Consider the following 26,343-nt stretch of genomic DNA (forward strand, 5'->3'; position numbering starts at 1 on the left):
ACGAGGGGATCCGGGACGACGATCAGTCGCGAGCCTCGTCGCGGGGGTGAGGAATCTCGGGGAACATCTCGAGGCCGTAGTTGACCTTCAGGTTCTCGACCTCCGCCTGCAGCTGCTCGGGCGTGCGAAGCTCACGAGCGCGCGCCTCGTAGAAGTACTTGTCGATACCGCCGTTGGGCTCGAAGCCCGGGCTGTCAGGGCCGGGCACGAAGACGACCAGGATCCGAGCCTCGTCGCCGATCACCTCGTAGGTGTGCCGCTGGTCCTTTCGCCCCCAGACGAACTGGCCCTTCTTCGCGCTGTAGGAACCTGCCTCGGTGTGGATCTTGATCTCGCCGTCCATCACGAAGAAGCCCTCCTCCTCGCGGTGGTGGATGTGCCAGACGGGCTCGGTGCCGCGCACCCAGTTCGTCTCGATGACGATCAGCTGACCGCCGGTGCTTTCACCGGTCGCGTGGATCCAGAAGTCCACGCCCGTCATGAAGTCACCTGTCATGTTGAAGTGGATGTCCTCGCGATGGGAGACGTAGCTCTCGCCACCACGAGAGGTGGTCGGCTGAATCTGGTCGACGTCGGAGGTAGCGGTCATGTCGTGTCTCTTCTCTCTTCGCCTGGTGGCACCGGGCGCGAATTCCGGGCGCTCGGCTTCGGTGATCCGAGAGTAGACTCACCGTCGATTTTCGTCAACAGGGTGTCAATTTTGGCTGAATCAAGGGTCCACATATGGTCGATACTCGACACACCGTTGACTATCAACGACGCATAGTGCACGCTCGGGCCACCACGGCCTCAACACGCGAGGCCACTCACAGATGGAGGTCAAGCAGTGAAGCTGGAGCTGGAGTTCACTTACACCGCGGAGCTCGCCGAGCCCCAGATCGTCGGGCCCGGCCCCTACGGACTTCGCCAGGTCCTCGCCGTCACCGGAGGCAAGGTCACCGGGAAGCGATTCAGCGGCACCGCCGCCCCCGGAGGCGGGGACTGGCTACTGGCCGGCGACGACGGCTACGGCCGACTCGACGTGCGAGCTCAGTTCTTCACCGACGACGACGCGGTCATCTACATGAGCTATCAGGGCCTGGTCGAAGTCACCGAGGCAGCCGCTGGGGCGCTCGGCGGCGCCGACGCCGGGACCGACTTCGGGGACCACTACTTCGTCACCACCCCACGGCTGGAGTCCGGAGACCCTCGCTACTCCTGGGTCAACCAGACCATCTTCGTGGGACAGGGCCGAATCCAGCCCGGGCCGGTCGTCGAGTTCCAGGTCTTCCGAGTCATCGCATGACCCCGACCCACGGACTCGGCGCCCCCCGCTCCCCGGGGCGACGGGGACGCTCATGAACGCGCTGCATACGCAGGTTCAGCAGCTGCTGGACTCGCTGTCCGCGCGTCCCGCCGTCCCACCGTGGGAGATGTCGATCGCCGACTACCGGGAGGCCGGCGAGCGGCTGGTCGCATTGGCGGGTGAGCTCGAGACGGGTTGCAGCGTCAGCGAGCTGACGATCCCCGTCCGTCATGGTGCGCTTGCGGCGCGGTGCTATCGGCCACGCCGCTCCGAGCCGGCCCTGCCGGGCGTCGTCTATCTGCACGGGGGGGCCTTCGTACGCGGAAGCCTGGACAGCCACGACCCGCTCTGTCGCAAGCTCTGCGCGCGAGCCGACGTCATCGTGATCTCGGTCGGCTACAGCCTCGCACCCGAAGATCGCTTCCCCCGCGCTCACCACGACTCGGCGGACGCCTTCTCGTGGGTGAGCGAGCACGCCGCTCAGTTGGGCATCGATGGCAATGCGCTCGCGATTGCCGGTGACTCCTCCGGCGGCTCACTGGCAGCAAGCGTCGCCCTTACCTCTCGCGGGCAGGGCCCTCCGGTCAGAGCCCAGGGCATGCTGTGCCCCGCACTCGACGCCACGATGAGCGGTGACTCGGCAGAAAGGTACGGGGGCGGGCCCTTCCTCACTCGGGCCGCGCTCGAGTGGGCCTACGACATGTACGTTCCCGAGCTCGACGACCGTCGGACGCCTCTGGCATCACCGTTGCTGACTCGGGATCTCGTGGGCGCCCCTCCTGCCGTGATCATCAGCGCTCAGGTGGACCCCGTGGCCGATGACGCCCGCCGATACGCGCGAGGCCTCGCCGCTGCAGGCGTTGAAGTGCACTTCCGTGAGTACGAAGGCATGCCGCACAGCTTCTCGTTGCTGGCTGGCGTGCTCGACGATGGCGATCACGCCATCGCAATGTTTGCGAAGGAGCTCGCGGCACTGCTCGCTTGACTTCGATCGCCGCGCGCCATGTCCCACCACACCAACATCCGTAACCAGCGAGGTTGTTTCACCATGACGACACCCACCAACCGGCTCTTCCGACTGCAGAGCCGTCCGCAAGGCCAGGTCACCGAACAAGAGCTCGAGTGGCTCGAGGAGCCGGTTGCCGAGATCATCGATGGACAAGCCCTTGTCCGCACCCTGTATCTCTCACTCGACCCCACGAACCGGGTCTGGATGAGCCAGCTGCGGTCCTACATCCCGCCGGTCGAGCTGGGCTCGGTGATGCGAGGCCTCGGCGTCGGACAGGTCGTCGAGAGTCGTCGAGACGATCTGCCTGTCGGGGCATATGTGCTCGGTTTCACCGGGTGGCAGGACTACTGCGTCGCTGACGATTCCGCCCTCGAGTTCCCTTTCACCGTTCTGCCCGACCCACTGCCGGCCCCCCTTCCCGCCTTTCTCGGAGTCCTGGGCCACACCGGCATCTCAGCCTTCATCGGCGTTGAGCTGGGCGATCCTCAGCCGGGCGAAACCGTTGTCGTCTCCGCCGCGGGAGGCGCCGTTGGTTCAATCGCCGGACAGCTGGCAAAGCAACGTGGCGCTCGGGTCGTGGGTATCGCCGGCGGCGCCGAGAAATGTCGTTACCTGGTGGAGGAGCTGGGCTTCGACGCGTGCGTGGACCGGCACGCGGACGACTGGCGCGCACTCCTCGACCAGGCGACCCCTGACGGGATCGACGTCGACTTCGAGAACGTGGGCGGACCGATCATGGACCACGTCCTCGGCCGACTGAACGTCGGCGCACGAGTCACGCTCTGCGGCCTCATCTCGGAGTACGACAACTACAACGAGATGAGCGACCAGGTGGGACTGCGAAACGCCAATCAGTTGCTGATGCAGCGAGCAACCCTCAGGGGCTTCATCGTGACCGACCACGTCGAGCGCTATGCGGAGATCATCGGCAAGCTCGCTGCCGCTCTGGGCGAGGGCTCGCTGACGTACGACGAGACCGTCGTCGAAGGCCTGGAGAACGCTCGCGAGACGCTCAACCGAGCCCTGTCCGGGGGCACCCGCGGAAAAGCGGTCATCGAGGTCGCTCCCCTGCCCGCACCCGTCGGCTGACGCAGTCGAAGGATCATCGAACAGGCCCGGTGAACTCGTCGACCACGAGCTCACCGGGCCTCGACGTGTCGTAGGTCGCAGATGCAGAAGGCCCAAACGGAGCAAGACAGCCGCACGCTGCACTTCGCGTGCACTATTATCAACAGTATGTTGATTGACTCCCTCGCAGACTCACGTATGACCCACGGCTCATGACCTCCGCGCCATCGCCCGACCTGAACGCCGCCGAGCCACGCGTGGGTCGGCGCAACATCAAAGGGGACCGGCGCGAGCAGGCCATCCTCGAAGGCGCCTACGACATGCTGCGCACCGTCCCCCTGCGCAACATGTCGATCGACGACCTCGCCAAGCGTGCGGGCCTGTCGCGCTCGTCCTTCTACTTCTACTTCGAGTCGAAATGGCAGGTGTTGTCCGCGCTGCTCTCGAAGGTCACCGCCGATGTCTTCCAGGCCTCACAGCTGATCTTCGACCGCCCCGCGGGAATGCCACCCGACGCCGCCATCGAGCACGCGGTCGTGGAGATCATCCAGGTGTGGGAGCGGCACGGACACGTCCTGCGCGAGGTGGCCGACGCCGCAGCAGCCGAACCGGACCTGCAGGCCCAGTGGGACTCCATCCTCGGCCGGTTCATCGACGCCTCCGCCGCCAGCATCGAGCGGGACCAGAAGGCCGGCGTGGCCATCCCCGGCCCGCCGGCCAGGTCGCTGGCCGCCGCGCTCATGTGGATGGGCGAGCGCAACCTCTCCCTGATGAGCCTGCGCAGCGACAACGCCATCCCCTCCACGGAAATGTTCGAGACCATGACCACCATCTGGCTGCGAACCGTCTACGGCTTGGAATGGCGCCGCAGCAGCTGACGTGCTCCTAGCTCCTGCCCATCCGATCGAGCACGGCGGCGTCGACGACTACCCTGCCCGTCATAGTGACGATGTCAGTTCCGTCGATCGACACGGAGTAGTCGATCGACAGGGCGCCCTGGTGCACGGAGCCCAGCCGTCCCTCGCAGCTCACGAGTGATCCCAGCGGAGTGGCGGCGGTGAACCGGGAGCTGACAGAACGAAGCTCGTGAAGGTCGCACCACGACGTGACCCAGCGGCCGACGAAGGCCATCGACAACATCCCCTGCGCGATGACCTCGCGATGCCCAGCGCGCTGGGCTGCGGCGTCGTTCAGGTGGAGTGGATTGTTGTCGCCGGAGGCAGCGGCGTACTCCCGCAACATGGATCGAGTGATCGGCCCGAAGGACGCAACGGGCAGGGACGTTCTAGCTTCCACTGGATCCCCCAGGGCTCGTGACGAGCCAGGTGCATTGCGACTGAGCCACCAACTCGTCACCGCGATAGAAGTTGTTGGACGTCAGGAGGTAGGTCATGTTGTTCCCCTTGATGCCTGCGTCTGTGATGGTGCGCTCGACCCGGATCGCGTCGCCGACGTGGACGAGAGCATGAAAGTCGTAGGACTGCTCCCCGTGGAGGACTCTCGCGGCGTCGAGGCCAAGCTCCTTGATGAACAGGAGGCTGTCCCGATGGTCAAGTTCGAGCGTGATCAAGAACGTCGGCGGCACCGGGATGTTCTTCAAGCCGCGTCGGCGTGCAACCTCGGCATCGAAGTACACCGGGTCAGACTCCCCGACTGCGTGGGCGAAGTTGCCGACGGCCTCACGGGTCACCTCCCAGTCGAATCCCTCGAGTCGTCGGCCGATCCAAGACGTGGGTTCGGTTGACATCTCAGTGCGTCCTGCCGAGGTAGGCCGCGCGAACGTCTGGTGATGTCCGCAGCTCGTCCGCCGAGCCGCTGATGGTGATGCGGCCCCGCTCGAGCACATGACCATCTTGCGCGAGGCGCAACGCGTCCTCTGCCATCTGCTCGATCAACAGAATTCCAGCGTTGGTCTCCTGCGCAATGAGCTGGATCAACCGGAAGACCTCCTGCGTCAGCCTGGGGCTCAAACCGAGCGACGGCTCGTCCAGCAGGAGGAACTTCGGTGCCGAAGCGACTGCGCGGGTAAGGGCCACCATCTGCTGTTCGCCTCCGGACAGCTGGCCCGCGCGCTGGGACCAGCGTTCGCGGAGGATGGGAAAAGCGTCGAGGAGGGTGTCGACGTGTTGCACCGAGGCCTTGCCTCTCCCCGAGGCCGCGCAGGCACCCAACCGAATGTTGTCTCCCACCGTGAGCTTGCCGAACAACCGCCGGCCCTCAGGCACCATGACGATCCCCGCACGTGCCCGCTGAGCGGCGGACAGCTTGTGCACGGAGGTGCCTTCGACGGCGATGGATCCAGACCGGCATGGAATCAATCCGCACACAGTCCGCGCGAGCGTGGACTTGCCGGCACCATTGGACCCGACTACGGCGGAGATCCGACCGGGAGTCAGCTCCACGTTGATCGCGCTGATCACCGTGGCTCTGCCGTAGCCCGAACTGACATCGACGACGTTCAGACTCATACCGGCCGTCCTTCATAGGTTGTCTCAGGCTGGGACGAAACCCCGGACGTGCCGAGGTAGACGGCCCGTACCGTCTCGTCCGTGAGGACCTCTGACGCACTTCCATGGGCGATGACGGCCCCTTGCGCCATGCAGGTGACTTCGTCCGCGACGGTCGAGATCAGGTCCATGTGGTGCTCGACGAGAATCAGGCCCAGCCCGTCCGCCCGCAACTCCGACAGTAGGCGGCCGAGCTCGGTCACCTCAGTCGCGTTGAGCCCGGCTGCCGGCTCGTCGAGGATCAATACCTTGGGCTGGCTGGCGAGCGCTCGGGCGATTTCCAGTGCTCGCGCCTTGCCGTAGGCCAGGCCCTCCGCCAGTACGTGTGCCTCCTCGCTGAGGCCGACGCGCCGCAGGAGCGCAGCCGACAGCTCCTCGAGTTCGGCCTCGCGTCGATATTGGGAGCGCGGCTTCAACGCAGCCTTCCACCACGAGAGCCGTCCCGTGTCTGCAAAGCCCGCCTTCACGTTCTCCAGGACGGTGGCCGATCCGAAGAGCTGCGGCGTCTGGAAAGTTCGAGCCAGTCCTCTATGCGTGATCTGGTCGGGTCGGAGACCCGAGATGTCCTCACCGGCTAGGAGAATGGCACCACCGTCAGGTCGGTAGGCCCCGCTGACCACGTTCGCCAACGAAGACTTGCCAGCACCGTTGGGGCCGATCACGCCGTGGATGCTGCCTCGCCGTACCCGTAGGTCGACGTTGTCGACTGCCCTAAGCCCACCGAACTGCTTGGCTGCTCCGGTGATCGCCAAGATCGCCTCCGCGTCGGCAGAGTCGTCGGTTTCTACGGTCAGGAACTCCGTCATTGAAGGCGAAGCGGACGGCTTTCCGGTCGCGGCTGCTTGCCCGCGCTCGCGGCGTGTCCGCTTGGCAACCTGGTCCGAGAGCGTCCCTACGACGCCACGCGGAAGGACGAAAAGTGACACGATGAGGATGAGCCCGATGATGCCTGGCGTCGACAGGTACCACTGTTCGCTGAAGGTCCGCCGCTGAAATTCTGTGACGCCCTCCAACGCGTCCGAGCGTTCCAACCACACAACGATCACGGCGCCCACAGCGGGCCCGAGGACGGTCCCACTGCCGCCGAGAATGACTGCCAGGAGGATCGTGATGGAAAAGAAGACGTCGAAGGACTCCGGCTGGAGATGGGCGAAGAGCAGGGCATAGAAGATGCCCCCGAGGCCGCCAAGGGCACTTGCAATCCCGAGTGCTGCGACCTTCCGCCTGAATACGAACACGCCGAGGTGGGAGGCGAGCAGCTCGCTCTCGCCGACCGCCCTCAGCGACCGTCCCCAGGACGACAGACTGAGGTTCCTGTAGAGCACGAGTGCGATCAGAGTCAGTCCGAGCACCAGCAGCAGGACTGATGCGAACTCGCCGCCGAACAGCGGCGGCACGAACGTGAATCCGAAGATGCTGACGTCCGGCAGGAGCCCGGTCTCGTGCTGGAGGACGTTGGGGTATCCCGATGCCGCGCCTAGGACCGGCCACTCTACGAGGACTTTGTGCACCAGGACTGCGAGGACCAGCGTGATCATCGTGAACTGAGGCCCCCGGAGGCGTGCCGTTCCGAGGGCGACGAAGACCCCCAGAACTGCACACGCCACGAGAGTCACCGGAACTGCTAGGAGGAACGGAAGATCCCCCTTGAGGGAGAGATAGCCAAAAACGTAGGCTCCGATGGCATACATCGCCCCCTGGCCGAGTGAGATGAGGCCAGCGAATCCGGAGACGAGGTTGAGACCCACCGCTGCGACCATCGTTCCCGCGATCAGCCCCACCAGTTGCATATGAGGGATCGAAGTACCCTCGCCGCCGAGCCCCGGCGCGACGGCGAGGAACGAGAGGAGGGCGAGGAGGACCACGAAAAGCGCGTCTCGACGTTGCGGCGATACTGAGGTCGAGCGTCCCATCAGGCCCGTTGCTCTCATGAGGTACTCCTGCGTCGTGGTTGGGCGTGGTCGTGGTCGCGGTCGGTGGACCAGGTTCGGTCTTGTGGTTCGACGCCGCATCAGAGCTTGACGTCCACTCGTCGCCCGAGAAGGCCCTCTGGCCGGAACATGAGAACTACGAGGACGACGAGGAGTCCCGAGACCTCGCCCCACATGAGTCCGGCCGACTCGCCGACGGCCGCTGTCACCGTTCCGTAGATCGCCCCGCCAAGTAGCGGTCCCCAGAGCGAGGTGAGGCCGCCGATGATGCCGGCAGCAAAGGCACCTACGAGCAACGGTTCGCCCAGTTGCGGCGAAGCGCCCACCTCCGCCGCCCACAGCACCCCTGCCAGTGCAACAACTGACATGGCCAGGCCATAGGCGATCATGCCGATGCCTTTGGGCGAGATGCCCATCAGGGACGCTGCCTCAGCATCTTCTGACACCGCGCGCATACGGCCACCCAACCCAGTGAGGCGGGTCAACATCACCAACGCGATCGACACTGCGACAGCAGCCACGGCGATCAGGCCCTGCTGTGCCTGCAGTCGGACCCCGAGCACCTCGACGACTCCGTCACGTCCGCCGTAGGCGAGCGGCTGGCGAAGAACACCCTCGCCGTTGGTGGTCAGGTTGATGACGACGAACGAGAGGCCGACCGTGGACAGGAGCCAGCGCGAGTCGTTGTGGCCACCGGTGGTGAACGGCAGGACGATCAATCGGTAGGTCAATGCTCCGAGCAGGCCGACGACGGAGACGACAAGCACGATCTTCGCTGCGGCGGGCAGCCAGTCCCACGAACCCACTCCCAGGGCAAGGAAGGCGGCGATGACCATGAACTCGCCGAGCGCGAAATTCAGTGTGTTGGTCGTCAGGAAGGTGAGTACGAATCCATGGGCGACCAGGGCGAACAGCCCGCCTGCGGCCAGCCCGGCAACGACAGTCTCCACGGCCTGTCGAACCTCTCAACATCCGAGCTTGATGCACTCGGCGACCGTGCCTTCAGTGACGATGTTGCCCTCAGGGGTGTCGTCGAACCCCATGACGTGCCAGTTGTCGATGTCGTCGTCGTAGAACTCACCGTCTCCGGGCCCGAAGGGCTTGTCGTAGATGCTCCCTTCGACATTCACGCTGGCGACGGACTCGATCGCGTCCCGAACGGCCTCGTGGTCCGAGCCGCCGGCCTTGAGCCCCTGTCCGTAGGCGTCCAACGCTGCGTACACGTTGTAGACGACCGTCGGCAGCTGCGGCTCCTCGCCATAGGCAGCCCTGTACTCCGCCAGGATCTTCTTGAAGGTCGGGCTGTTCAGGTCTTCGCGCTCGACGAACTTCAGGCCCTCCCACTCGGCCGGGTTCGACAGCTCGCGGTAGTTGGCGAGAACGTTGCTGGTCGTGGTCTTTCGCGCCGGATCGAATCCCACGACCTTCATGTCGCGCGTCACTGTGGCGATATCAGATCCCGAGGTGAAGTTGAAGAACATCGAGTTGACGCCAGCGTCGCGCAGGCGCTTCGCGCCTGCCGTGAAGTCGGTGGCGCCAGATTGCATGGACTCGCCAACCACCTTCACGCCGAGCTGCTCCCCGAGCTCCCGGTACTGAGCGATCGTCGCCTGCCCGAACGCATCTGCCGAATACGCGACCCCGACGACAGCCTTCTCGCCGTCGACGTCAGCGAAGACGACCTGGCTGTTGACGTCGTTGAGGACCGCCCCCGACCACTGCGTCCTGAACGCGTAGTTCGTGTCGCCGCCTGTCGGGACGAGAGCCGGATTCCCCGCCGAGACCAGGAAGTAGGGACGCCGAGAGCGAGCGATGACATCGGCGATCTGCAGAGCCGGAGCGGACTGCGGAGGACCGAAGATCGCGTCGACATCGTCCTCGTTCAGGAGCTTCTGGACCGAGCGCGATGCACCCTCGGGAGAACCCGCGTCATCCGCGTAGACGAAGTCGAGGTCGAGGTCGTAGCGGTCCTCGATGATCGGGGCGGCCAGCTCGATACCGCGTTTCGTGTCTTCGTAGAACTGCGGCGCCGGCCCCGTCTTCGGGCCGATGACCCCGATGACAGCATCGCTGTCGTCCGATGACGATTCCGCGTTCGAACCGCACCCGGCTGCGAGGAAGGTCGTGACCAGGGCGAGAGCTGTCCATCGGGTGTGCATCCAGATTCTCCTTCATGCCTCGGTGACGTGTGCCACCGTCATGTGATGCCGCTCACTCCGCGACATCGAAAACCTATAATCCTGATTCACCGTTGTCAAGATCCCAGTCAGCACCTCCTGCGAAGTGACGGGGCCGAAAAATGCAACGAGGCCCGGTCGGCCCCGCTTAGGGGCCGGCCGGGCCTCGAGATCTGCGTTATCGGCAGGGTGGCATGAAGAGAGCCCGCTCCACGAAGGCTCGATAGCCCTTCAGTACCGCATCGCGCGACTTGCCGACGTGACCCATGCTGGACAGGTACACCTTCGCGTAGTAGCTGCGTGCAGCGAGCAGAGCTAGCGCGATCCCCTCGAGGTCCTCTGGGTCGTAACCGACGATCTCGCCTCGGTCGACGGCACGCTGGAGCGTGCGCACGTACCCGTTGACGACCCGGTCGAAGTAGGCGTCATTGCCTGCTGGCGCCTGCACGTTGGCCTCATCCACGATCCGAGCGAACCACGGGTGATCGGCGACGAAGTCGAGGAACGCCTTCATCCTCTGCATCTCGCGCTCAATGCCGGTCGACTCGGCGTCAACATGCTCCTGGATGAAGGTCAGCATCCGCTCCGCGTAGGTCGGGAGGACGATGTCGAACAGGTCCTGACGGGTCTCGAAGTAGCGGTAGAAGGTGCCCTGCGAGATGCCGACGTCGTCGACGATCCGCGCCACCGATGCCTCGGCGTAACCGCGCTCACCGATGATGCGCGCAGTACTTTCGACGATGCGCTGGCGCATCGCAGAGATGCGCTCGGCATTTCGCTTGTAGGGTCCTCGTGCCACAGTTGGGTCCTCTCATCCGCCGTACCCGCAACGACTACCGATCGCCTGCTTGCTCGCCGATCTGCACGACCACCTTTCCAGTGATCGCGTGACGGTCGAGAAGTTCAAGCCCGGCAGCGGCCTCGTCCAGTGGTATCACGGAGGTGATGGTCGGTCTTAGCGTGCCGATCGCACACCAGTCGAGGAGCTGTCCCATCAGAGTCTCGATGTGCTGTGGCCGATCCTTGAGGTGTTCGCCGAGCGCCGAACCGATCACCTCCCCGCGCTTGACGAGGATCACGTTGTTCGGCATTGGGCCGACGCCCGCCGCGAAGCCAACCAGGATGTACCGGCCGCCAATGCTCATGGAACGAGCCGCTGGCTCGGCATAGGGGCCGCTCACCGGGTCGACGACGACGTCGGCTCCGCCCTCCCCCACTGCCTCGGCAAACACCCGACGCAACTCTCGTCGGCCGGAAGCATCTGATCCCGGTGGGGAATACACGAACCCACTGGCAGCTCCACCCGCCAGTGCCGCCTCGACCTTCTCACTTGTCGAGCACGCGGCAACGACCTCAGCGCCGAGGTGCGCCGCGATCTGCACCGCCGCGAGACCGATTCCCGCTCCCGCGCCCAGGACCAGCACCCGCTCGCCCGAGACCAGCCGGGCCCGATCCTGCAGAGCGTGGAGCGCGCTGGCATAGGCGATCGGCAGCACAGCGGCTTCCTCGAAGCTCACCTGCTCCGGGATCCTGGTCCAGCTCGCGGCCGGCAAGACGACCTTCTCTCGCAAGCCGCCGGAGCCGGTGATCGCCACGACCCGATCCCCGACGACGAGATCAGTCACGCCGTCGCCCACGGATTCCACGAAGCCGGCGACCTCACCGCCGGGCGAGAACGGACGAGTGACCTTGTCCTGGTAGAGGTCGCGCATCATCAATAGATCGGTCGCGTTCAGCCCGACTGCTCGTACGGCGATACACGCCTCTCCGGGGCCGGGGACTGGCTCGGAGAGGTCGAACCACTCGAGCGCCTCCGGCCCTCCGGGCGCGACTGTCATCAGGGCGCGCATCTTCAGGCTCCCCCTTCACTGGATACCGAAGATGCGGAGCCCCGGGGCCATTCAGCCGGACGAGGCCACACACCGCCCTCGGCCATCACGAGTACCTCGTCACGACACAGGACCTGAGCCGAGGCCTCCTCGTTCGATCTGGTGCGCTGACGCTGAAGCTCGATGCGTCCAATCTGGTTGCGGTGGACTTCGTCAGGCCCGTCGAGCAGTCGCATCGAGCGCGCGTTGGCGTACATGGTGCTGAGGAGGAAGTCATTCGTCAGGCCGGCTCCTCCAAACGCCTGGATGGCCCAGTCCACGACTTGCTGCGCGATGGCCGGCGCTGCCACCTTGATCATCGCGATCTCCTGGCGCGCCGCCGAGTTGCCGACCGTGTCCATCATCCACGCCGCCTTCACGGTGAGAAGTCGAGCCTGCTCGATCCGCAGTCGTGCCTCCGCAATCCTCTCGAGCGTCACCGTCTGCTCAGCAATGGGGCGACCGAACGTGGACCGGCTCTCAACGCGCCGGCACATTCGCTCCAAGACTCGTTCACTCAACCCGATCAGTCGCATGCAGTGGTGCATGCGACCTGGCCCCAGCCGTCCCTGGGCGATCTCGAATCCGCGGCCTTCTCCGAGCAGGACGTTCTCGACCGGCACCCGAACATCGTCGAACCAGACCTCGCACGCACGGTCCAGGTACGACCCGAGCACGGGCAGAGCTCGAACGACGCGTACTCCCTCGGCGTTCCTCGGAACGAGCACCATGCTCTGCTGTCGGTGTCGCTCTGCAGCGGGGTCCGTGCGGCCCATGAAGATCATGATTTCGCAGTCCGGATGGGTCGCGCCGCTCGTGTACCACTTGCGCCCGTTGATCACGTACTCGTCTCCATCGCGGACGATGGAGCTTGAGATAGCGGTGGCATCCGAGGATGCCGCATCCGGCTCAGTCATCGCGAATGCCGATCGAGACGTTCCCTCGAGCAGTGGCGAGAGCCAGCGCGCCTGATGCTGGGGAGTTCCGTACTTGTGGAGGGTCTCCATGTTTCCCGAATCGGGTGCAGAACAGTTGAACACCTCGGCGCCGAACAGGACACGCCCCATGATCTCGGCGAGCGGCGCGTACTCCAGGTTGGTCAATCCATCCCCATCCCGGCCTGCTGGCATGAAGAGGTTCCACAAGCCGGCACTCTTCGCTTTGGCCCGCAACTCAAGGAGCGTCGGGTACCTCGCCCAAGGCCCGAGCCGCTCGATCTCGTGGTGCACCGCCCGCTCGGCCGGATAGACGTACTCGTCCATGAAGGCACCCAGTTGCTGCTGGAGGTCGCGACTGCGGTCGGAGTGGCGCAGATCCACATCGGACTGCGCTGACAGGTTTGCGGTCATTTTCGGGGGATTCATCTGTCTCCTCGGGGACGGGTGTGATACACAGTAGACCAAAACGTATACTCATGACTCACCATTTCTGTTTTGGACTTCCCGAAAGGTCTCCTATGCCTTCACCGCTCCCCCTGTCGGGCATCCGGGTGCTCGACTTCTCGACCCTGGTGCCGGGCCCCCTCGCCAGCCTGCTCCTGTCGGACGCCGGAGCAGACGTCCTCAAGGTGGAACGGCCTGGCGTCGGCGACGAGATGCGAGTGCTCGATCCGCTCGACTTCGTGAATCTCAATCGAGGCAAGCGCAGCGTCGCTCTCGACCTCAAGGATCCTTCAGCGATTACCGCACTCGAGGGACTCATCGAGCGTGCAGACGTCCTGATCGAGCAGTTCCGCCCTGGCGTGATGGATCGACTCGGCCTCGGCTACGAGCACGCCCGAGCCCTCAACCCACGGATCCTCTACTGCTCCATCACCGGCTACGGACAGGACGGACCTCTGGCGGCAAAGGCCGGCCACGACCTGAACTATCTCGTCGACGCCGGGCTGCTCGCGTCGGCACGCCGTTCGACCACGGATGGAGTTCCCCACCTTCCGCCGACGTTCGTCGCCGACATCGGCGGGGGTAGCTATCCGGCCGTGGTGAACATCCTCCTCGGCCTGCGTTCCGTCGAGCAGACCGGAGTCGGAGCGCACCTCGACATCGCGATGACCGAGAACCTGTTCCTGTGGCACTGGTGGGTGCGGACCCAGGTAGACACCGCCGGAAGTGCTAGTGCGCCCGGCACGTCCCACCCCGCTGGCGGGTCGCCCCGGTACTCGCTCTACCCGGCAGCCGACGGCGCGGTGGTCGCTGTCGCCGCCCTCGAGGAGCGCTTCTGGCAGCAGTTCTGCGAGCTGCTCGACCTTCCGGCAGAACTGAGGCGGAACGACGCCGAAGTCGCGACGGTCGAGGCGCACCTCGCGCGGCTGTTCGCCCAGCACGATGGCGAGCATTGGCACTCGCTCTTCGACGGCCGCGACGTCTGCGTTTCGGTGATGACCACACCCGAGAACGCCTTCGCGCACCCGCACTGGCTCGCACGCGGCACGTTCAACGAAACCTCGACCGCATCCGGTCGGAGCTTCGCTGCGATTCCCAGCCCACTCCACCGGCAGTTCCGGCGTGGTGGCGAGCAGTTTTCCCCCCAGCTCGGCAGCTCTCAGGCGCTGTTCGAACAGACCCAAGCCTTCTTCAACCCGGCGAGCGAGGGAGATCAGCCATGAGCACCGAACGCCCCGGAGGCCAGGTCCAGCTCTCGGTCGATGGCCGCACGGCGACCCTGACGATTGACCGACCTGATGCGCGGAATGCCCTCAACCTGAGTATGTGGCGGGCGATTCCCCCGTTGGTCGCCGAAGTCGAGGCGGCCAGTGACGTCGTGGCACTGGTGATCCGCGGCGCCGGGGATGAGGCTTTCGCCGCCGGTGCCGACATCGCCGACCTGCACGCGGCTCTAGACGATCCCACCGCGGCGCGAGAGTACATCGACGCGATCAGCTCGGCGGAGTCGAGCATCGCCCGCTGTCGACGAGTGACCGTGGCGCGCATCAGCGGGTACTGCATCGGCGGTGGACTCGAGATCGCGATGGCCTGCGATCTCCGCTTCGCATCGGAAACGTCCGTCTTCGCGACCCCGCCAACCAGCCTGGGTGTGGCCTACAGCGTGAACTCGACCCGCCGGTTGATCGAACTCGTCGGGATCGGCGCGGCGCGTGATCTTCTCTTCACTGCTCGCAGGATCGATGCCACCACGGCGCACAGCTACGGCTTGGTCAATCGAGTGATGCCCGAAGCCGAGTTGGACGAGGCGGTCGCGGAGTATTCTCGCCAGTTGACGCATCAGTCGCAGTACGCGATCCGACTGACAAAGCTCATCATCGACCAGTCTCTAGATCGGCCCGACGAGACCGCTGCGCTCGAGCAGCTTCGGGTCGACTCGTTCTCCGGGGCCGATCTTCGAGAAGGGATCGCGGCCTTCGGTGAACGCCGACGCCCCAGTTTTCACAGCTCTTGGCTGAGCTGAGCCACGACGCGGTCGCTGGTCAGTCCCGGGCGCGCTCGGCCAGCCGTCGACCGATCTTGGCCAGCTGATCCATAGCCGAGATGGTCTCTCGTGCATGTGCCGATGCAGCCGTTCCCAGCTCGATCCGGGCGCGGATGCCGTGCATGATCGCGTAGAGGCGGAAGGCGTTGAACGCCAAGTAGAAGTCAAGGTCGGCGATCTGCGCACGGCCCGTCCGCTCGCAGTACCTCGCGACGTACTCGGGCTCCGAGGGAATGCCTCGGTCTCGCAGCTGTGCCTCGCCCAGGGCGCCCAGCCCACCCGCGATGGCATTGGGCAAGTGGAACATCAACACGTTGTAGGCGAAGTCCGCGAGCGGATCGCCGAGCGTAGCCAGCTCCCAGTCGAGGATCGCGACGACCCGAGGCTCTGTCGGATGAAAGATGAGGTTGTCGCACTTCAGGTCGCCGTGGGCGATGGAGACGCTCTCCTCCGCGGGCACCCTCTCGCGAAGCCACGCCTGCAACCAGTCGATGTCGGCGTCGCGATCGCCAGGCACTGCCTCGTACTGTCGCGACCACCGCTCCAGCTGCCGACGCACATAGCCACCTGGGCGGCCGAAGTCGCTCAGTCCGACCGCGTCGGGACTCACCGCGTGCAGGGCCGCGACAACCTGGTTCATGTCGTCGAACATCACGGCTCGTTCGTCGGGCGCGACCCCAGGAAGGGAGCTGTCCCAGAAGATCCGGCCCTCCACCAGCTCCATGACATAGAACGGCGTCCCGATGATCGCCGGGTCTTCGGACTGTGCCAAGACCCGAGGGACCGGGATCCCGACGGCGTGCAGCGCCGACATCACCCGTGCTTCTCGATCGACAGCGTGCGCCCCCGGCACCAGCTCGCCCGGGGGCTTGCGCCGCAGCACGAAGTCACCACTGGGGGTGTGCAACCTGTAGGTGGGGTTCGACTGGCCGCCACGGAATTGCGCCACCTCGAGCGGGCCACCGATCGAGGGCACGGCCGAGTGCAACCAGTTCGCCAGCCGCTCGGAATCGAAGCGATATTCCTGCCGCACGGCGGTGACGCCGGAGTTGAGTTGCTGCCGGTCGGCGCCGCGGCCTTCCGTCGCTCTAGTCGTTGGCGAGTTCAACGGACTCTCCCCGAGGTGAGCTCGGGATGCGCGCCGATCACAGCGCGACCCGGCAGACCGCCGCCGGCAGGCCGGGGGTTTCGACGCGCGTCTTGAAGATCCCCGCTCCGCGTTCGGTGTCGAGGCCCTCGGACCCTGAAACGATGTAGAGATCACGCAGATCGTCGCCACCGAACGCCAGGCTCGTCACCATCGGGACGCCGATCTCGATGGATGCGACATGCTCACCTGCGGCGGAGAAGCAGCCCACCTGACCGCTGTGGGGAAGAGCCACCCAGACATTCCCGGCGGCATCGACGGCAAGTCCGTCAGGATGCTGTCCGGCGCCGGTTGTGACGAACGTGCGCTTGGCGCCGAGGTCGCCACTGCCATCCACGTCGTAGACGTTGACGGAGGAGCGGAGGGTGTCGGCGTGATACAGCAGTGATCCGTCCGGCGAGAAGCCCAGGCCATTGGTGAGAAGAATGTCGTCCGCTACCACCCGAGCCCGACCGTCGAGCTCGATGCAGAACAGCTGCCCGGGCTTGTCAGCGTCGCGTGACTCGGAGGCCACGAAGGCGAGCGAGCCGACGTACAGGCGTCCGTGAGCGTCCACCGTCAGGTCGTTGTAGCCGACGATGCCATGGTCCGGGTCGTTCTCCTTGAGCACGTGGGTGCTCGTGTCTTCAGTGCCGACAAGGCCCTTGACGGCCACGTTGCGACCGCTGATGACGAGTCCGCCGGCGGCGTGGACCGCCATACCGCCGATCCCGCGCCGGTGCTCGATCACCGTCTCGACCAACCCCGAGTCGCTTACGCGTAGCACGCCTCCGGCCGTTGCATCGGCCACGACCAGTCCCTCTGGCGTCCAGACGGGGCCTTCGAGAAGTCCGTGGCCTGTCGAGACAAGATCTACTTCGTAAGTGCGCATGTGAGTCCGTTCAGGTTGTGGGAGTGGCACTCTGGGCCGCTTCGGTCTGGTGGCGCAGTACTCGCTTCAGCGTCTTGCCGGTGGGCCCGCGTGGCAGGTCGTCGACGACCGCGATCCATGCGGGGACCTTGTAGGAGGCCAGGCGGGTTGCGCAGAAGTCCCTCAGCACATCGTTGTCCGGCTCTTCGCCACCCCGAGCGACGACGTAGGCCACGGGGATCTCGCCGAAGCGTTCGTCGGGGATTCCGATGACAGCCGCTTCCGCCACCGTGTCGTGCTCGGCAAGTACGGATTCGATCTCGGCCGGGTAGATGTTCGCGCCGCCGCGGATGATCATGTCCTTGATCCGACCGGAGATGTAGATGTTCCCCGCTGCATCGCGATGACCGAGGTCTCCCGAATGCACCCATCCGTCGATGATGGTGTCCTTCGTTGCCTCGGGGCGGTTGTAGTACTCGGTCATGTTGCTCGGGCTGCGGAAGACGATCTCGCCTACATCGCCCACCTCGACATCGGATCCGCTGGCGTCGAGGATACGGATCTCGCTGTCGCCGATCGGTGGGCCGACGGAGTCGGGGACAGGGGTGGAACCCGGCGGAAAGCCGGTGAGTGGAGTGCCCTCGGTCATGCCCCAAGCGTTGTGCAGCGTCTTGCCCGTCGCAGCCCGCATCCGCTCCACCAGACTCCACGGCAGGCTTGCCGCTGACGAGACGCAAACCCGGAGGCTGTCCAGCGAACCGACCTCTTCCTGCGGGTGCGACTCGATGAACTCACAGAGCATGACGTACATAGTCGGCACCCACATGATGACGGTGGCCCCGTAGCGATCGATGGCGCGCGCGGCCTCCGCTGGATGGAATCGCTCTTGGAGGACCACTGTCGCGCCGATGGCGATGTGCCCCATCGCAGCAATGGTGGAGTGCATGATGAATGCGAGCGACCCGTTGATGAGGATCGAGTCGTCAGATGTCGAGCCGACCCAGGTCGTCGTCCGGCTGAGTGTCGCCGCGACGCCGCGGTGCGGCAGCACAGCACCTTTCGGATGGCCGGTCGTGCCGGACGTGTAGTGGATCAGTGCCGGGTGCGTCGGGTCGAGGTCGACCACAGTCGGCCACTGGCTCGTGTCCACCCCGTGCCACGACTGGTTCCCGGGGTCGTCGAGAACCTCGATCGGACAGGTCATCTCTTGCGGAACCCGCGACTGATTCCTGTCGTCGACGACCACCAACGCCGGTGTGCAGTCTTCCAGGATGAAGGCGACCTCGGACGCCGACAGTGCGGGGTTCAGCGGTACCAGGGTGGCGCCGCGCGCCAAGCAGGCGCAGTAGATCGCCAGCCACTCCGGTCGGTTGTACGACAGCAGTGCAACGCGATCCCTCATGCCGACCCCGGCCGCGTCCAACTGTGCGGCCGCCTCGGCGACAAGCGTTCGGAAAGCTCCTACGGTCACCTCGCGATCACGAAAGTGGATGATCGGGCGCGTCCCGGCTCGCGACTCGAGATCCGTCATGAAGTCAACGACGTTCATTGCTCAGTCCTTCCTAACCATGCATCGTGAGGCCACCGGACACACTGATGACCTGACCAGTGATGAAAGCGGCCTCGTCCGTTGCAAGGAACACGGCAATCCCTGCCACGTCCTCTGGCTCTCCCATCCGTCGCATCGGCACCGCCTTGGTCATCCGCTCGAGGATGTGCTTGGCGTTCACATCGTCACCGTCCAGTGCGTCCTCCATCATCTTGGTCCGGGTGGGGCCAGGAGCGACCACGTTGAGGGTGATCCCGTGTCTCGCGACCTCACGGGCGATGGACTTCGACAACGCGATGGTGCCGGCCTTGCAGGCCGAATAGACCGCTTGGCCGGTGGAACCGATGCGTCCCGCATCAGAAGAGATGGTGACGATCCGTCCGCCTCCACGGCCGACCATACGAGTGAGCACCGCGTGCGTGACGTTGATCGGACCCTTGAGGTTGATGGCGATGATCAGGTCGCGGTGCGCCTCGTCGTTGTCGAGGAACGGCATGAGCGAATCCCAGCCAGCGTTGTTGATGAGGATGTCAATAGGACCCAGGGCGGCCTCGATCGACTCCACTCCACTGACGACGGCAGCATTGTCACTGATGTCCGCCACCGCGACCGCCGCCGCAACACCAGCCGACCGTACCTCTTCCGCTATCGCGCGTGCGGGCCGTTCATCGCGATCGATGATGCCGATCGACGCACCCGAAGCCGCGAGCCGCCTGACGATGGCCGCGCCGATCCCGTTCCCGCCGCCGGTCACCAACGCGACCTTGCCGTCGAGTTGGCTGTTCACACGAGCTCCCGCTGGATGAGCATCTTCAGCACTTCGCTGGTGCCCTCATAGATTTGCAGGATCCGCTGATCTCGGTAGAGCTTCTCGACCATCCCTCCGCCAGCAAAGCCGGCACCGCCGAAGATCTGCACGGCATCGCTGCACACTCTCTCTGCCATCTCCGAGGCAAACAGCTTCGCCATTGCCGACTCCCGCATGGAGCGCTCACCCGTCTCCTTCAGGAACGCCGCACGCAGGTACATCTGACGGGCAACCTCGATGCTCGTCGCCATCTCGGCGAGCTTGAACCCGATCGCCTGGTGTTGCACGATCGGTCGGCCGAACGTGGTCCGCTCCTTTGCATACTCGAGCGCGAGGTCGAACGCTCGCTGGGCGACTCCGACGCTCTGCGCTGCGACTCCGATCCGACTGGTGTCGAGTCCGTCCAGGATGTTCTTGTAGCCGGTCCCCACCTCCCCCAGCACGTGGTCATCGGTCAACTCGAGGTCGTCCAGTGAGATCTGGCAGATGTCGACCACGCGATGGCCCATCTTCGGCTCGCGTCGAATCACGTTGTACCCCGGCATGTCGGGTCGCACGAGGAACAGCGTCAGACCACCGACACCCGCGCCCGGATCGGTCGTCGCGAGCAGGATTCCTGCGCCGGAAGTCGCTCCGCCGGTGATCCACACCTTCTCGCCGTTGATCACCCAACCGCCCTCGCGCCGCGTCGCCCTGGTGCGGACCTGGGACAGATCGGAGCCAGCGTGCGCTTCGCTGAGGAGTAGGGAGATGTAGTACTCCCCCGCCACAGCGGGCTTGAGGAACTCGTCTTGCTGCCACGGAGTGCCCAACTCGGCGAGCTTCGAACCGAAAGGAAAATTGGTGCCACCGACCTGGTTGGCGATCGCGCAGTCACCCTTGGCGAGCTCCTCGATCATGAGCGCCCAAGCAGTGACCCCTGCCCCCGCACCGCCGTACTGCTGGTCGACGGCCAAACCGAAGAAGCCCTGCTCTCCGAGGCTGCGCCACACCTTCTCAGGCACGGCTCCTTCGCTCTCCCATTGCTGGATGTTCGGCGAGATCTCGCGGTCGACATAGGCCCGCGTCGCATCGCGAATCGAGAGCTGGAGTTCTGTCAGCATGTGCACCTGCCCGTTGGGTCTGCCGCACCCGTCGGCGGCCCTCCAATTTCTATACTTGCGAATCACTATTGTCAAGATTCGCTTCTTCTCGGTACCTTGCCTCTCACCCGTGGAGCACGCCGCGGGGCTTAGGTCCACCGGCTCCATCGGCGGGCCGGCCACTGACGATGCGAAGGACCTCGATGCACCCCACTCCCTGGACCGCCTTCCGAGTCGACGTGGCCGACCTGATCGCCACGGTCACTCTGCTGAAGAGAGGCCCCACCCCCTCGATGGGCGCAGCGCACTTCGAGGAGTTGCCGCTCGTCTTCTCCGGTCTGGAGGCGCGAGACGACGTCCGCGTCATCGTCATCAGAGGAGCCGGAGACCACTTCTCGTTCGGCCTCGACCTCGTCGACATGCGTCCCTTGCTCGATCTGGCAAGGCCGGGAGCGAACGCGGCCGACCGACAGGCCCTTCTGCGACGCATTGCGGACCTGCAAGCCGCCTTCACGCGGGTCGCCGCAACGACCAAGCCAGTTGTCGCAGCCGTTGACGGCTGGTGCATTGGCGCTGGCCTGGACCTCATCTCGGCGGCTGATCTGAGGATCGCCACTCAGGGTGCGAGGTTCAGCATTCGCGAGACGAGGATGGCCATGGTCGCCGACCTCGGCAGTCTGCAGCGCCTGGTCGGGATCATTGGGGATGGGCACCTGCGAGAACTGGCGCTCACCGGACGAGACTTCACCGCCGCCGACGGTCTACAGATCGGCTTGCTCAATCGTGTTGTGACCGATGTCGGCGCGCTCCACGCCACCACTATGGAGCTCGCAAAGGAGCTGGCTCACAACTCGCCGCTGGTACTTTCAGGCGTCAAGAGAGTGCTGAGCGAGCAACGTGAAAGCCGTGTGCGAGCGGGACTGGAGCTCGTTGCCGCCTGGAACGCGGCGTTCATGCCGAGCGACGATCTGCTTGAGGCGCTCAACGCCTTCGCGGAACGACGGCGGGCCGAGTTCAGCGGTCGCTGACCTGATCGCTGGAGTCGAGCGTGGCCAAGACGTCGATGGCCTCCGAGAGCCACGTCATCCAGTGATTCTCGAGGCCGATGCCGGCCTCGAGGATCAGCATCCGTAGCCGGGCACCCGGGTCCTCGCCGACATCGGCGAAATCGCGCTCGGCAATCTCGAGATACTCGGCGTGCTGCCGCGCATGAGCGTCGCGATGGGCTCTCATCTGTTGCAGGAGCGGTCCCGGCCCCACCACCGAGGCCGCACGCAATCGCACCAGGAGCGCGTCACGGTTGCGCTCGGGCTCCTCGTCCTGCGCAAGCCAAGCGATCAGGGCGGAGCGGCCTGCCGGTAGTACCCGATAGAGCTTTCGCCGACCTCGCGACCGCGGTTGCGGAACCGATTCGACCCATTGCTCTGTCTCCAAGCGGGCGAGTTCTCGATAGATGCTCTGATGCGTGGCGGGCCAGAAGTACCCGATTGATCTGTCGAAGCGCCGCGCCAGGTCGAGCCCGGACGACGGCCGCTCAAGGAGCGCGGTGAGGATGGCGTGGCGCAGCGACATGGCACCTCTCGGCTCGGACCTACCCTGCTGGGCGACGATACCGTCACTCTGGCCGTCAGATCATCGCGGCGAGCGTGACCCCCTGGTGGATGGCGCGCTTAGCGTCCAGCTCGGCCGCCACGTCGGCACCACCGATGAGGCGTACCGCGACGCCCGCGGCCTCCAGCTCGGGCAGGAGCTCCCGCTGGGGCTCCTGACCAGCACAGACGATGACGTTGTCCACCTCGAGCGTCAGTGCCTCCCCGTCCACGAGGACATGGAGCCCGTCGTCATCGACGCGGACGTAAGTGACCCCCGCCATCACCTGCACTCCACGCCCGGCCAACTCCGCACGATGGATCCACCCGGTGGTGACACCTAGGCCAGCCCCTACCTTCGTAGCCTTCCGTTGCAACAGGTAGACCTGCCGATGTGAACGGCGGGAATGGGCGGGGGCGAGACCTCCGGGAGACTCGAAGGTCGGATCGACACCCCAGTGCTCATAGAACTTCGCGATGTCGAGGCTGGCCGGCGGGCCGTCCTGCGTGACGAATTCCGCAACATCGAAGCCGATTCCTCCAGCTCCGACGATGGCGACCCGAGCACCGAGTTCCACCTCCTCGCGCAACACCTGGAGGTAGGTCACTACCTTGGCATGATCGGCTCCATCGAGTTCCAGGGCCCGGGGAACGATTCCCGTCGCCAGGACCACCTCGTCGACTCCTGCCTCGATCAGGTCCTGCGCACCGACTCGTGAGCCGAGCATGAGGTCTACCCCTACCCGCGGCAGCTCGGTTCGGAAGTAGCGGAGAGTTTCGCTGAACTCCTCCTTGCCCGGAATGCGACGAGCGATGTCAAACTGACCACCGATGGTGGATGCGGCGTCATGAAGGACCACGCGATGGCCCTTGCGCGCCGCAGCCAGCGAGAACGCCATGCCAGCCGGTCCGGCGCCGACGACGGCGATGCGCTTGCTCCTTCGCGTCGGTGCGAGGTCGATGATCGTCTCGTTGCACGCGCGGGGATTGACGAGACACGACGTGATTTTCCCGCTCAGGGTGTGGTCGATGCACGCCTGGTTGCATCCGATGCACGTATTGATCCGGTCGGCGTGGCCGTCGCGAGCCTTCGCCACGAACTGAGGATCGGCCAGGAGCGGGCGGGCAAGTGAGACCAGGTCGGCCACCCCTCGCTCCAGCAGATCTTCGGCCACATCAGGCGTGTTGATCCGGTTGCTGGCCACCACGGGGATGCCGACAGCTGCCCGGATGGTTCCTGTGGCGGCCGCAAATGCAGCCCGCGGGACGGAGGTGGCGATGGTGGGAACTCGAGCCTCGTGCCAACCGAATCCGGTGTTGAGAAGGTCGACGCCCGCCACCTCCAGCTCCTTGGCCAGACTCGTCGTCTCAGCCATCGTGGAGCCGCCTGGCACCAGGTCCAGGGCGGAGAGCCGGAACGAGATGAGAAAGTCGCTGCCGAGTCGCGCCCTGGTGCGACGCACGATGTCGAGCGCGAACCGCGTACGACGATCGAAGTCGCCTCCCCACTCGTCGTCGCGCGTGTTGGTGCACGAGGCCAGGAAGGTATTGATCAGGTAGCCCTCGGAGCCCATGATCTCGACCCCGTCATACCCGGCCTCTCGCGCGAGGAGAGCAGCGTTCACGAAGTCCTCGATGGTCGCTTCGACCTCGGCCGACTCCAGCGCCCGCGGCTCGAAGGCACTGATCGGCGCGCGCAGTGTGCTCGGCCCGACCAGGTCTGCATGCTTCGCATACCGTCCGTAGTGGAGAATCTGCATCGCGATCCGTCCGCCGGCTGCGTGAACAGCGTCGGTGATGATCCGATGGGACTCGACGTCCTCGGCGGTCGTCATCGCGGCGCCGTCCTCCCAAGGCCTTCCCGCCTCGTTCGGAGCGATTCCCCCCGTAACCATCAGCCCGACGCCGCCTCGCGCACGCTCTGCGTAGAACGCGGCCATCCGCTCGAATCCGCCGCTCACCTCTTCCAAACCCAGGTGCATCGAGCCCATGACCACCCGGTTCGGCAGATCGAGGGAGCCGACGCTCAGGCGTTCCATCAGTCGGGGATAGCGGGACATTGAAGGTCCTTCCAATGACGCGAAACAGACTTGCCAGGCGATTATGCACCTAAGTGCACAATCACGCGTATCGCCACCTCCTCTGGTGAGATCGCCGTCCGGCGAACACGGTTCGCCGGACGGCTGCGGCAACCGGCACCCCGCGGGGGTCAACCCCGCCACGAGAGACCGGAGCAGCTTCCCGACTCGGACGGGGGAGGCAGAGCGGCCGATGGCGAGTCTCTGTCGTCAGAGACGCCCAGCGCGACCTGTTGGTCGTACTACGCCTGCCCAGCGACGCGCGTGATGGCGACGAGAGTCCGGCTGATGGAGGACCGCAAGTCGATGTCGTCGGACTCTTCGATCCAACGGGTCGCCCCCACGCGAAAGGCGGTCACTGCGAGTTCGGCTGCGAGCTGCGCGGTCAGGGGGTCGTTGCCGCGGCCACGGAAGCCTCGTTCGAGAGCCTTGGACATCTCAGAGAACTTGCGGAGCTCGCGCTCCTGCAGAGCGGGTTCGGCGTCGATGACACTGCGCCGACGACGCAGGTAGTCGCGGCTACGCCCCTGGAACACGTCTTCGGCCGCCGCGCCCAGATGTTCGGCGATGAGCTCCATCGGAGCGAGCGTCGGCGCAGCCTGGGCCATGAGCCGCTGCACCTGCTCGGGCATGAGCTCGTCGCCCGCGAAGAACACCTCCCGCTTGTCGTCGAAGTGGCGGAAGAACGTTCGTGTCGTCAGGCCGGCACGCGCAGCGATCTGGGCGACGGTGGTCTGAGCGAAGCCCTGCTCGAGGAAGAGGTCGAGCGCAGCCTGCTCGAGCCGTTCTCGCGCCCCCGGTCGCCATCGCGCCATGCATCCACCCTATCCAATGACACGACGTGTCGTCACGGGTAGAGTGATGACACTAAATGTCATCGATAGCGGAGGTAGTCATGAGCAGGGAGATCTGGGTGCTCGGTGCGACCGGGCGAATCGGACGGGAGATCGTCGAGCTCCTTCACGAGTCAGGCGGCGATGTCGTCGCCGTCGGACGCGACCGGGCGCGTCTGCGACGCGTCCACCCGCGGACCCGGGTGTTGGCGGGAACGCTCGATGAGATCTCCGAGCGCCTGGGAGGCGACTCGCCCGCGGTCGTGGTCAACACCGTTGGTCCCTTCAAGGTGACCGCGCCGCGGGTCGCGGCAGCATGTTCCCCCGCCACGCACTATGTCGACATCTCCAACGATCTCGACGTCTTCGAGCGGCTCGATGGCATGCACCAGGATGCGGCGTCCACCGGCCGCACCCTGGTCTACGGCGCCGGCTTCGGCGTTCTCGGAACAGAGGCGGCCCTGCTTCCTCTTCTGGCGGACCAGGAGCGGCCGTCGTCCGTCCGAGTCGACGCTATCGCCTCGATCGCATCCGAGCCCGGACGACTCGGGGAGTCCCTTGCGGCCACAGTCGTGGACCAGTTGCGCCACGGCGGTCGCGAGGTACGCGCCGACAAGATCGTCAGGACGTGGACCGGTGGATCAGCCGCGCCCCTGACGACTCCCGACGGCGATGTGGTCACCACCGCGTCCCAAGGAGGCGGCGACCTCTTCGCGGCCTGGCGGGCCAGTGGAGCGAGTGAGGTCATCGCGGCAACACCCTTGGCTCCGGGCAACCCGCTCGCTCGGACAACGGTGGCGGCGATCGGCGGATTGCTGCAGGTCCCCGGCATGGCGAGCCTCACGACCAGGGGCATGGCGCGCATCAACCTGAAGACCGCCCGAGAACGTCCCCGCGAGTCGAGCTGGGCACGGGCCCGAGTGGAGTGGCCCGACGGTCGCGTACGCGAGGGCTGGCTGCGCGCCGGCGAGGGCATGGCATTCACCGCGCGCGTTGCCGCAGAGGTGGCAACCCGCCTGACCGACGGCAGAGGTCGTCCCGGCGCGTTCAGCCCCGGAAGGATCTTCGGCCCAGAGCTCGCTCTCGCCGCCGGCGCAGAGCTCTTGAACCCGGGAGCCTCTTGACTCTGCCTGTTG

General features: G+C 65.4%; 26 protein-coding genes. 8 read left to right on the plus strand and 18 right to left on the minus strand.

From position 1 onward, the window contains the following. Window positions 1-22: 22 nt before the first annotated feature. Window positions 23-589: a cupin domain-containing protein gene (locus tag QI633_RS18055; RefSeq protein ID WP_282426604.1), complete on the minus strand. Its 567-nt coding sequence runs from the start codon at window positions 587-589 to the stop codon at window positions 23-25. A 237-nt stretch (window positions 590-826) separates the two neighbouring features. On the opposite strand from QI633_RS18055, the gene QI633_RS18060 reads away from it, so the two are divergent. The 4 genes from QI633_RS18060 (at window position 827) to QI633_RS18075 (ending at window position 4,240) form a co-directional block, all read left to right on the plus strand. Next, on the plus strand, window positions 827-1,285 hold the full coding sequence (locus tag QI633_RS18060) for a DUF3237 domain-containing protein (protein ID WP_282426605.1): 459 nt from the start codon (window positions 827-829) through the stop codon (window positions 1,283-1,285). Window positions 1,286-1,337: 52 nt separating this feature from the next. Continuing rightward, entirely contained in the window at window positions 1,338-2,270 is a 933-nt protein-coding gene (locus QI633_RS18065) for an alpha/beta hydrolase (RefSeq protein WP_282426606.1), read from the plus strand. 63 nt (window positions 2,271-2,333) lie between these two features. After that, window positions 2,334-3,383 carry an NADP-dependent oxidoreductase gene (locus QI633_RS18070; protein WP_282426607.1) on the plus strand — a complete coding sequence of 350 codons (1,050 nt, stop codon included), beginning with the start codon at window positions 2,334-2,336 and terminating at the stop codon, window positions 3,381-3,383. 191 nt (window positions 3,384-3,574) lie between these two features. Further along, entirely contained in the window at window positions 3,575-4,240 is a 666-nt protein-coding gene (locus QI633_RS18075; protein WP_282426608.1) for a TetR/AcrR family transcriptional regulator, read from the plus strand. A gap of 7 nt (window positions 4,241-4,247) precedes the next feature. Here QI633_RS18075 and QI633_RS18080 read toward each other — a convergent pair whose 3' ends face one another. The 9 genes from QI633_RS18080 to QI633_RS18120 all read right to left on the minus strand — a co-directional run bounded on the left by QI633_RS18080 (window position 4,248) and on the right by QI633_RS18120 (window position 13,194). Next, the gene (locus tag QI633_RS18080) at window positions 4,248-4,718 is read right to left on the minus strand and encodes a MaoC/PaaZ C-terminal domain-containing protein (RefSeq protein ID WP_349016697.1); all 471 of its coding nucleotides are present in this window, start codon (window positions 4,716-4,718) and stop codon (window positions 4,248-4,250) included. Next, window positions 4,648-5,109, minus strand: coding sequence for a MaoC family dehydratase N-terminal domain-containing protein (locus QI633_RS18085; RefSeq protein WP_282426610.1), 462 nt, complete (start codon window positions 5,107-5,109; stop codon window positions 4,648-4,650). Before QI633_RS18085 ends, QI633_RS18080 begins: the two co-directional genes overlap by 71 nt. 1 nt (window position 5,110) lies before the next feature. Beyond that, window positions 5,111-5,830 (minus strand): ABC transporter ATP-binding protein, encoded by a 720-nt coding sequence (locus tag QI633_RS18090; RefSeq protein ID WP_282426611.1) that lies wholly within the window; start codon window positions 5,828-5,830, stop codon window positions 5,111-5,113. Beyond that, entirely contained in the window at window positions 5,827-7,734 is a 1,908-nt protein-coding gene (locus QI633_RS18095) for a branched-chain amino acid ABC transporter ATP-binding protein/permease (RefSeq protein WP_282426612.1), read from the minus strand. The genes QI633_RS18090 and QI633_RS18095 overlap by 4 nt, the downstream gene beginning before the upstream one ends. 146 nt (window positions 7,735-7,880) lie before the next feature. Then, a complete protein-coding gene (locus QI633_RS18100; RefSeq protein WP_282426613.1) occupies window positions 7,881-8,750 on the minus strand; it encodes a branched-chain amino acid ABC transporter permease in 870 nt (289 codons plus the stop codon). A gap of 15 nt (window positions 8,751-8,765) precedes the next feature. Then, the gene (locus tag QI633_RS18105) at window positions 8,766-9,959 is read right to left on the minus strand and encodes an ABC transporter substrate-binding protein (RefSeq protein ID WP_282426614.1); all 1,194 of its coding nucleotides are present in this window, start codon (window positions 9,957-9,959) and stop codon (window positions 8,766-8,768) included. Window positions 9,960-10,155: 196 nt separating this feature from the next. Then, window positions 10,156-10,731 (minus strand): TetR/AcrR family transcriptional regulator, encoded by a 576-nt coding sequence (locus tag QI633_RS18110; RefSeq protein ID WP_282426615.1) that lies wholly within the window; start codon window positions 10,729-10,731, stop codon window positions 10,156-10,158. Between the two features lie 79 nt (window positions 10,732-10,810). Further along, window positions 10,811-11,827 (minus strand): NADPH:quinone oxidoreductase family protein, encoded by a 1,017-nt coding sequence (locus QI633_RS18115; RefSeq protein WP_282426616.1) that lies wholly within the window; start codon window positions 11,825-11,827, stop codon window positions 10,811-10,813. A 2-nt stretch (window positions 11,828-11,829) separates the two neighbouring features. Beyond that, on the minus strand, window positions 11,830-13,194 hold the full coding sequence (locus tag QI633_RS18120; RefSeq protein WP_282426617.1) for an acyl-CoA dehydrogenase family protein: 1,365 nt from the start codon (window positions 13,192-13,194) through the stop codon (window positions 11,830-11,832). 107 nt (window positions 13,195-13,301) lie between these two features. Between QI633_RS18120 and QI633_RS18125 the strand changes: the two genes are divergently transcribed. After that, window positions 13,302-14,450 carry a CaiB/BaiF CoA-transferase family protein gene (locus tag QI633_RS18125; RefSeq protein ID WP_282426618.1) on the plus strand — a complete coding sequence of 383 codons (1,149 nt, stop codon included), beginning with the start codon at window positions 13,302-13,304 and terminating at the stop codon, window positions 14,448-14,450. Further along, window positions 14,447-15,250, plus strand: a complete 804-nt coding sequence (locus QI633_RS18130; protein WP_282426619.1) for an enoyl-CoA hydratase-related protein — start codon at window positions 14,447-14,449, stop codon at window positions 15,248-15,250. The genes QI633_RS18125 and QI633_RS18130 overlap by 4 nt, the downstream gene beginning before the upstream one ends. Before the next feature lie 19 nt (window positions 15,251-15,269). Here the strand turns inward: QI633_RS18130 and QI633_RS18135 are convergent, their stop codons facing one another. From QI633_RS18135 to QI633_RS18155, 5 genes are read right to left on the minus strand one after another with little or no spacing between them, the layout of a single operon-like run. Continuing rightward, complete coding sequence (locus tag QI633_RS18135; RefSeq protein ID WP_282426620.1) at window positions 15,270-16,379, minus strand: phosphotransferase family protein; 1,110 nt, start codon at window positions 16,377-16,379, stop codon at window positions 15,270-15,272. A gap of 37 nt (window positions 16,380-16,416) precedes the next feature. After that, window positions 16,417-17,289: an SMP-30/gluconolactonase/LRE family protein gene (locus QI633_RS18140; protein ID WP_282426621.1), complete on the minus strand. Its 873-nt coding sequence runs from the start codon at window positions 17,287-17,289 to the stop codon at window positions 16,417-16,419. A 10-nt stretch (window positions 17,290-17,299) separates the two neighbouring features. Beyond that, on the minus strand, window positions 17,300-18,817 hold the full coding sequence (locus QI633_RS18145) for an AMP-binding protein (RefSeq protein WP_282426622.1): 1,518 nt from the start codon (window positions 18,815-18,817) through the stop codon (window positions 17,300-17,302). 13 nt (window positions 18,818-18,830) lie between these two features. Further along, the gene (locus QI633_RS18150) at window positions 18,831-19,604 is read right to left on the minus strand and encodes an SDR family oxidoreductase (RefSeq protein WP_282426623.1); all 774 of its coding nucleotides are present in this window, start codon (window positions 19,602-19,604) and stop codon (window positions 18,831-18,833) included. Then, a complete protein-coding gene (locus QI633_RS18155; RefSeq protein ID WP_282426624.1) occupies window positions 19,601-20,728 on the minus strand; it encodes an acyl-CoA dehydrogenase family protein in 1,128 nt (375 codons plus the stop codon). Before QI633_RS18155 ends, QI633_RS18150 begins: the two co-directional genes overlap by 4 nt. A gap of 218 nt (window positions 20,729-20,946) precedes the next feature. Here QI633_RS18155 and QI633_RS18160 point away from each other — a divergent pair, with 218 nt between their 5' ends. Beyond that, window positions 20,947-21,735 carry a crotonase/enoyl-CoA hydratase family protein gene (locus tag QI633_RS18160; RefSeq protein WP_282426625.1) on the plus strand — a complete coding sequence of 263 codons (789 nt, stop codon included), beginning with the start codon at window positions 20,947-20,949 and terminating at the stop codon, window positions 21,733-21,735. Here QI633_RS18160 and QI633_RS18165 read toward each other — a convergent pair. From QI633_RS18165 to QI633_RS18175, 3 genes are all read right to left on the minus strand, one after another. Beyond that, window positions 21,722-22,279 (minus strand): PadR family transcriptional regulator, encoded by a 558-nt coding sequence (locus QI633_RS18165; protein ID WP_282426626.1) that lies wholly within the window; start codon window positions 22,277-22,279, stop codon window positions 21,722-21,724. The genes QI633_RS18160 and QI633_RS18165 overlap by 14 nt on opposite strands. Window positions 22,280-22,334: 55 nt before the next feature. Then, window positions 22,335-24,356, minus strand: coding sequence for an NADPH-dependent 2,4-dienoyl-CoA reductase (locus QI633_RS18170; RefSeq protein ID WP_282426627.1), 2,022 nt, complete (start codon window positions 24,354-24,356; stop codon window positions 22,335-22,337). Between the two features lie 260 nt (window positions 24,357-24,616). After that, window positions 24,617-25,189: a TetR/AcrR family transcriptional regulator gene (locus QI633_RS18175; protein ID WP_282426628.1), complete on the minus strand. Its 573-nt coding sequence runs from the start codon at window positions 25,187-25,189 to the stop codon at window positions 24,617-24,619. Between the two features lie 80 nt (window positions 25,190-25,269). Between QI633_RS18175 and QI633_RS18180 the strand changes: the two genes are divergently transcribed. Continuing rightward, window positions 25,270-26,331, plus strand: a complete 1,062-nt coding sequence (locus QI633_RS18180) for an NAD(P)H-binding protein (protein ID WP_282426629.1) — start codon at window positions 25,270-25,272, stop codon at window positions 26,329-26,331. Window positions 26,332-26,343 lie beyond the last annotated feature (12 nt).

Source organism: Nocardioides sp. QY071, assembly GCF_029961765.1.
Lineage (GTDB): Bacteria > Actinomycetota > Actinomycetes > Propionibacteriales > Nocardioidaceae > Nocardioides.

Bases quoted from the DNA above. Each gene is read 5' to 3' on its own strand.
- QI633_RS18130 (WP_282426619.1), top strand. From the start codon at position 14,447: ATGAGCACCGAACGCCCCGGAGGCCAGGTCCAGCTCTCGGTCGATGGC.
- QI633_RS18115 (WP_282426616.1), bottom strand. From the start codon at position 11,827: ATGCGCGCCCTGATGACAGTCGCGCCCGGAGGGCCGGAGGCGCTCGAG.
- QI633_RS18120 (WP_282426617.1), bottom strand. From the start codon at position 13,194: ATGACCGCAAACCTGTCAGCGCAGTCCGATGTGGATCTGCGCCACTCC.
- QI633_RS18140 (WP_282426621.1), bottom strand. From the start codon at position 17,289: ATGCGCACTTACGAAGTAGATCTTGTCTCGACAGGCCACGGACTTCTC.
- QI633_RS18085 (WP_282426610.1), bottom strand. From the start codon at position 5,109: ATGTCAACCGAACCCACGTCTTGGATCGGCCGACGACTCGAGGGATTC.
- QI633_RS18125 (WP_282426618.1), top strand. From the start codon at position 13,302: ATGCCTTCACCGCTCCCCCTGTCGGGCATCCGGGTGCTCGACTTCTCG.
- QI633_RS18145 (WP_282426622.1), bottom strand. From the start codon at position 18,817: ATGAACGTCGTTGACTTCATGACGGATCTCGAGTCGCGAGCCGGGACG.
- QI633_RS18170 (WP_282426627.1), bottom strand. From the start codon at position 24,356: ATGTCCCGCTATCCCCGACTGATGGAACGCCTGAGCGTCGGCTCCCTC.
- QI633_RS18065 (WP_282426606.1), top strand. From the start codon at position 1,338: ATGAACGCGCTGCATACGCAGGTTCAGCAGCTGCTGGACTCGCTGTCC.
- QI633_RS18055 (WP_282426604.1), bottom strand. From the start codon at position 589: ATGACCGCTACCTCCGACGTCGACCAGATTCAGCCGACCACCTCTCGT.
- QI633_RS18165 (WP_282426626.1), bottom strand. From the start codon at position 22,279: ATGTCGCTGCGCCACGCCATCCTCACCGCGCTCCTTGAGCGGCCGTCG.
- QI633_RS18155 (WP_282426624.1), bottom strand. From the start codon at position 20,728: ATGCTGACAGAACTCCAGCTCTCGATTCGCGATGCGACGCGGGCCTAT.
- QI633_RS18070 (WP_282426607.1), top strand. From the start codon at position 2,334: ATGACGACACCCACCAACCGGCTCTTCCGACTGCAGAGCCGTCCGCAA.
- QI633_RS18075 (WP_282426608.1), top strand. From the start codon at position 3,575: ATGACCTCCGCGCCATCGCCCGACCTGAACGCCGCCGAGCCACGCGTG.
- QI633_RS18110 (WP_282426615.1), bottom strand. From the start codon at position 10,731: ATGCGCCAGCGCATCGTCGAAAGTACTGCGCGCATCATCGGTGAGCGC.
- QI633_RS18175 (WP_282426628.1), bottom strand. From the start codon at position 25,189: ATGGCGCGATGGCGACCGGGGGCGCGAGAACGGCTCGAGCAGGCTGCG.
- QI633_RS18090 (WP_282426611.1), bottom strand. From the start codon at position 5,830: ATGAGTCTGAACGTCGTCGATGTCAGTTCGGGCTACGGCAGAGCCACG.
- QI633_RS18180 (WP_282426629.1), top strand. From the start codon at position 25,270: ATGAGCAGGGAGATCTGGGTGCTCGGTGCGACCGGGCGAATCGGACGG.
- QI633_RS18105 (WP_282426614.1), bottom strand. From the start codon at position 9,959: ATGCACACCCGATGGACAGCTCTCGCCCTGGTCACGACCTTCCTCGCA.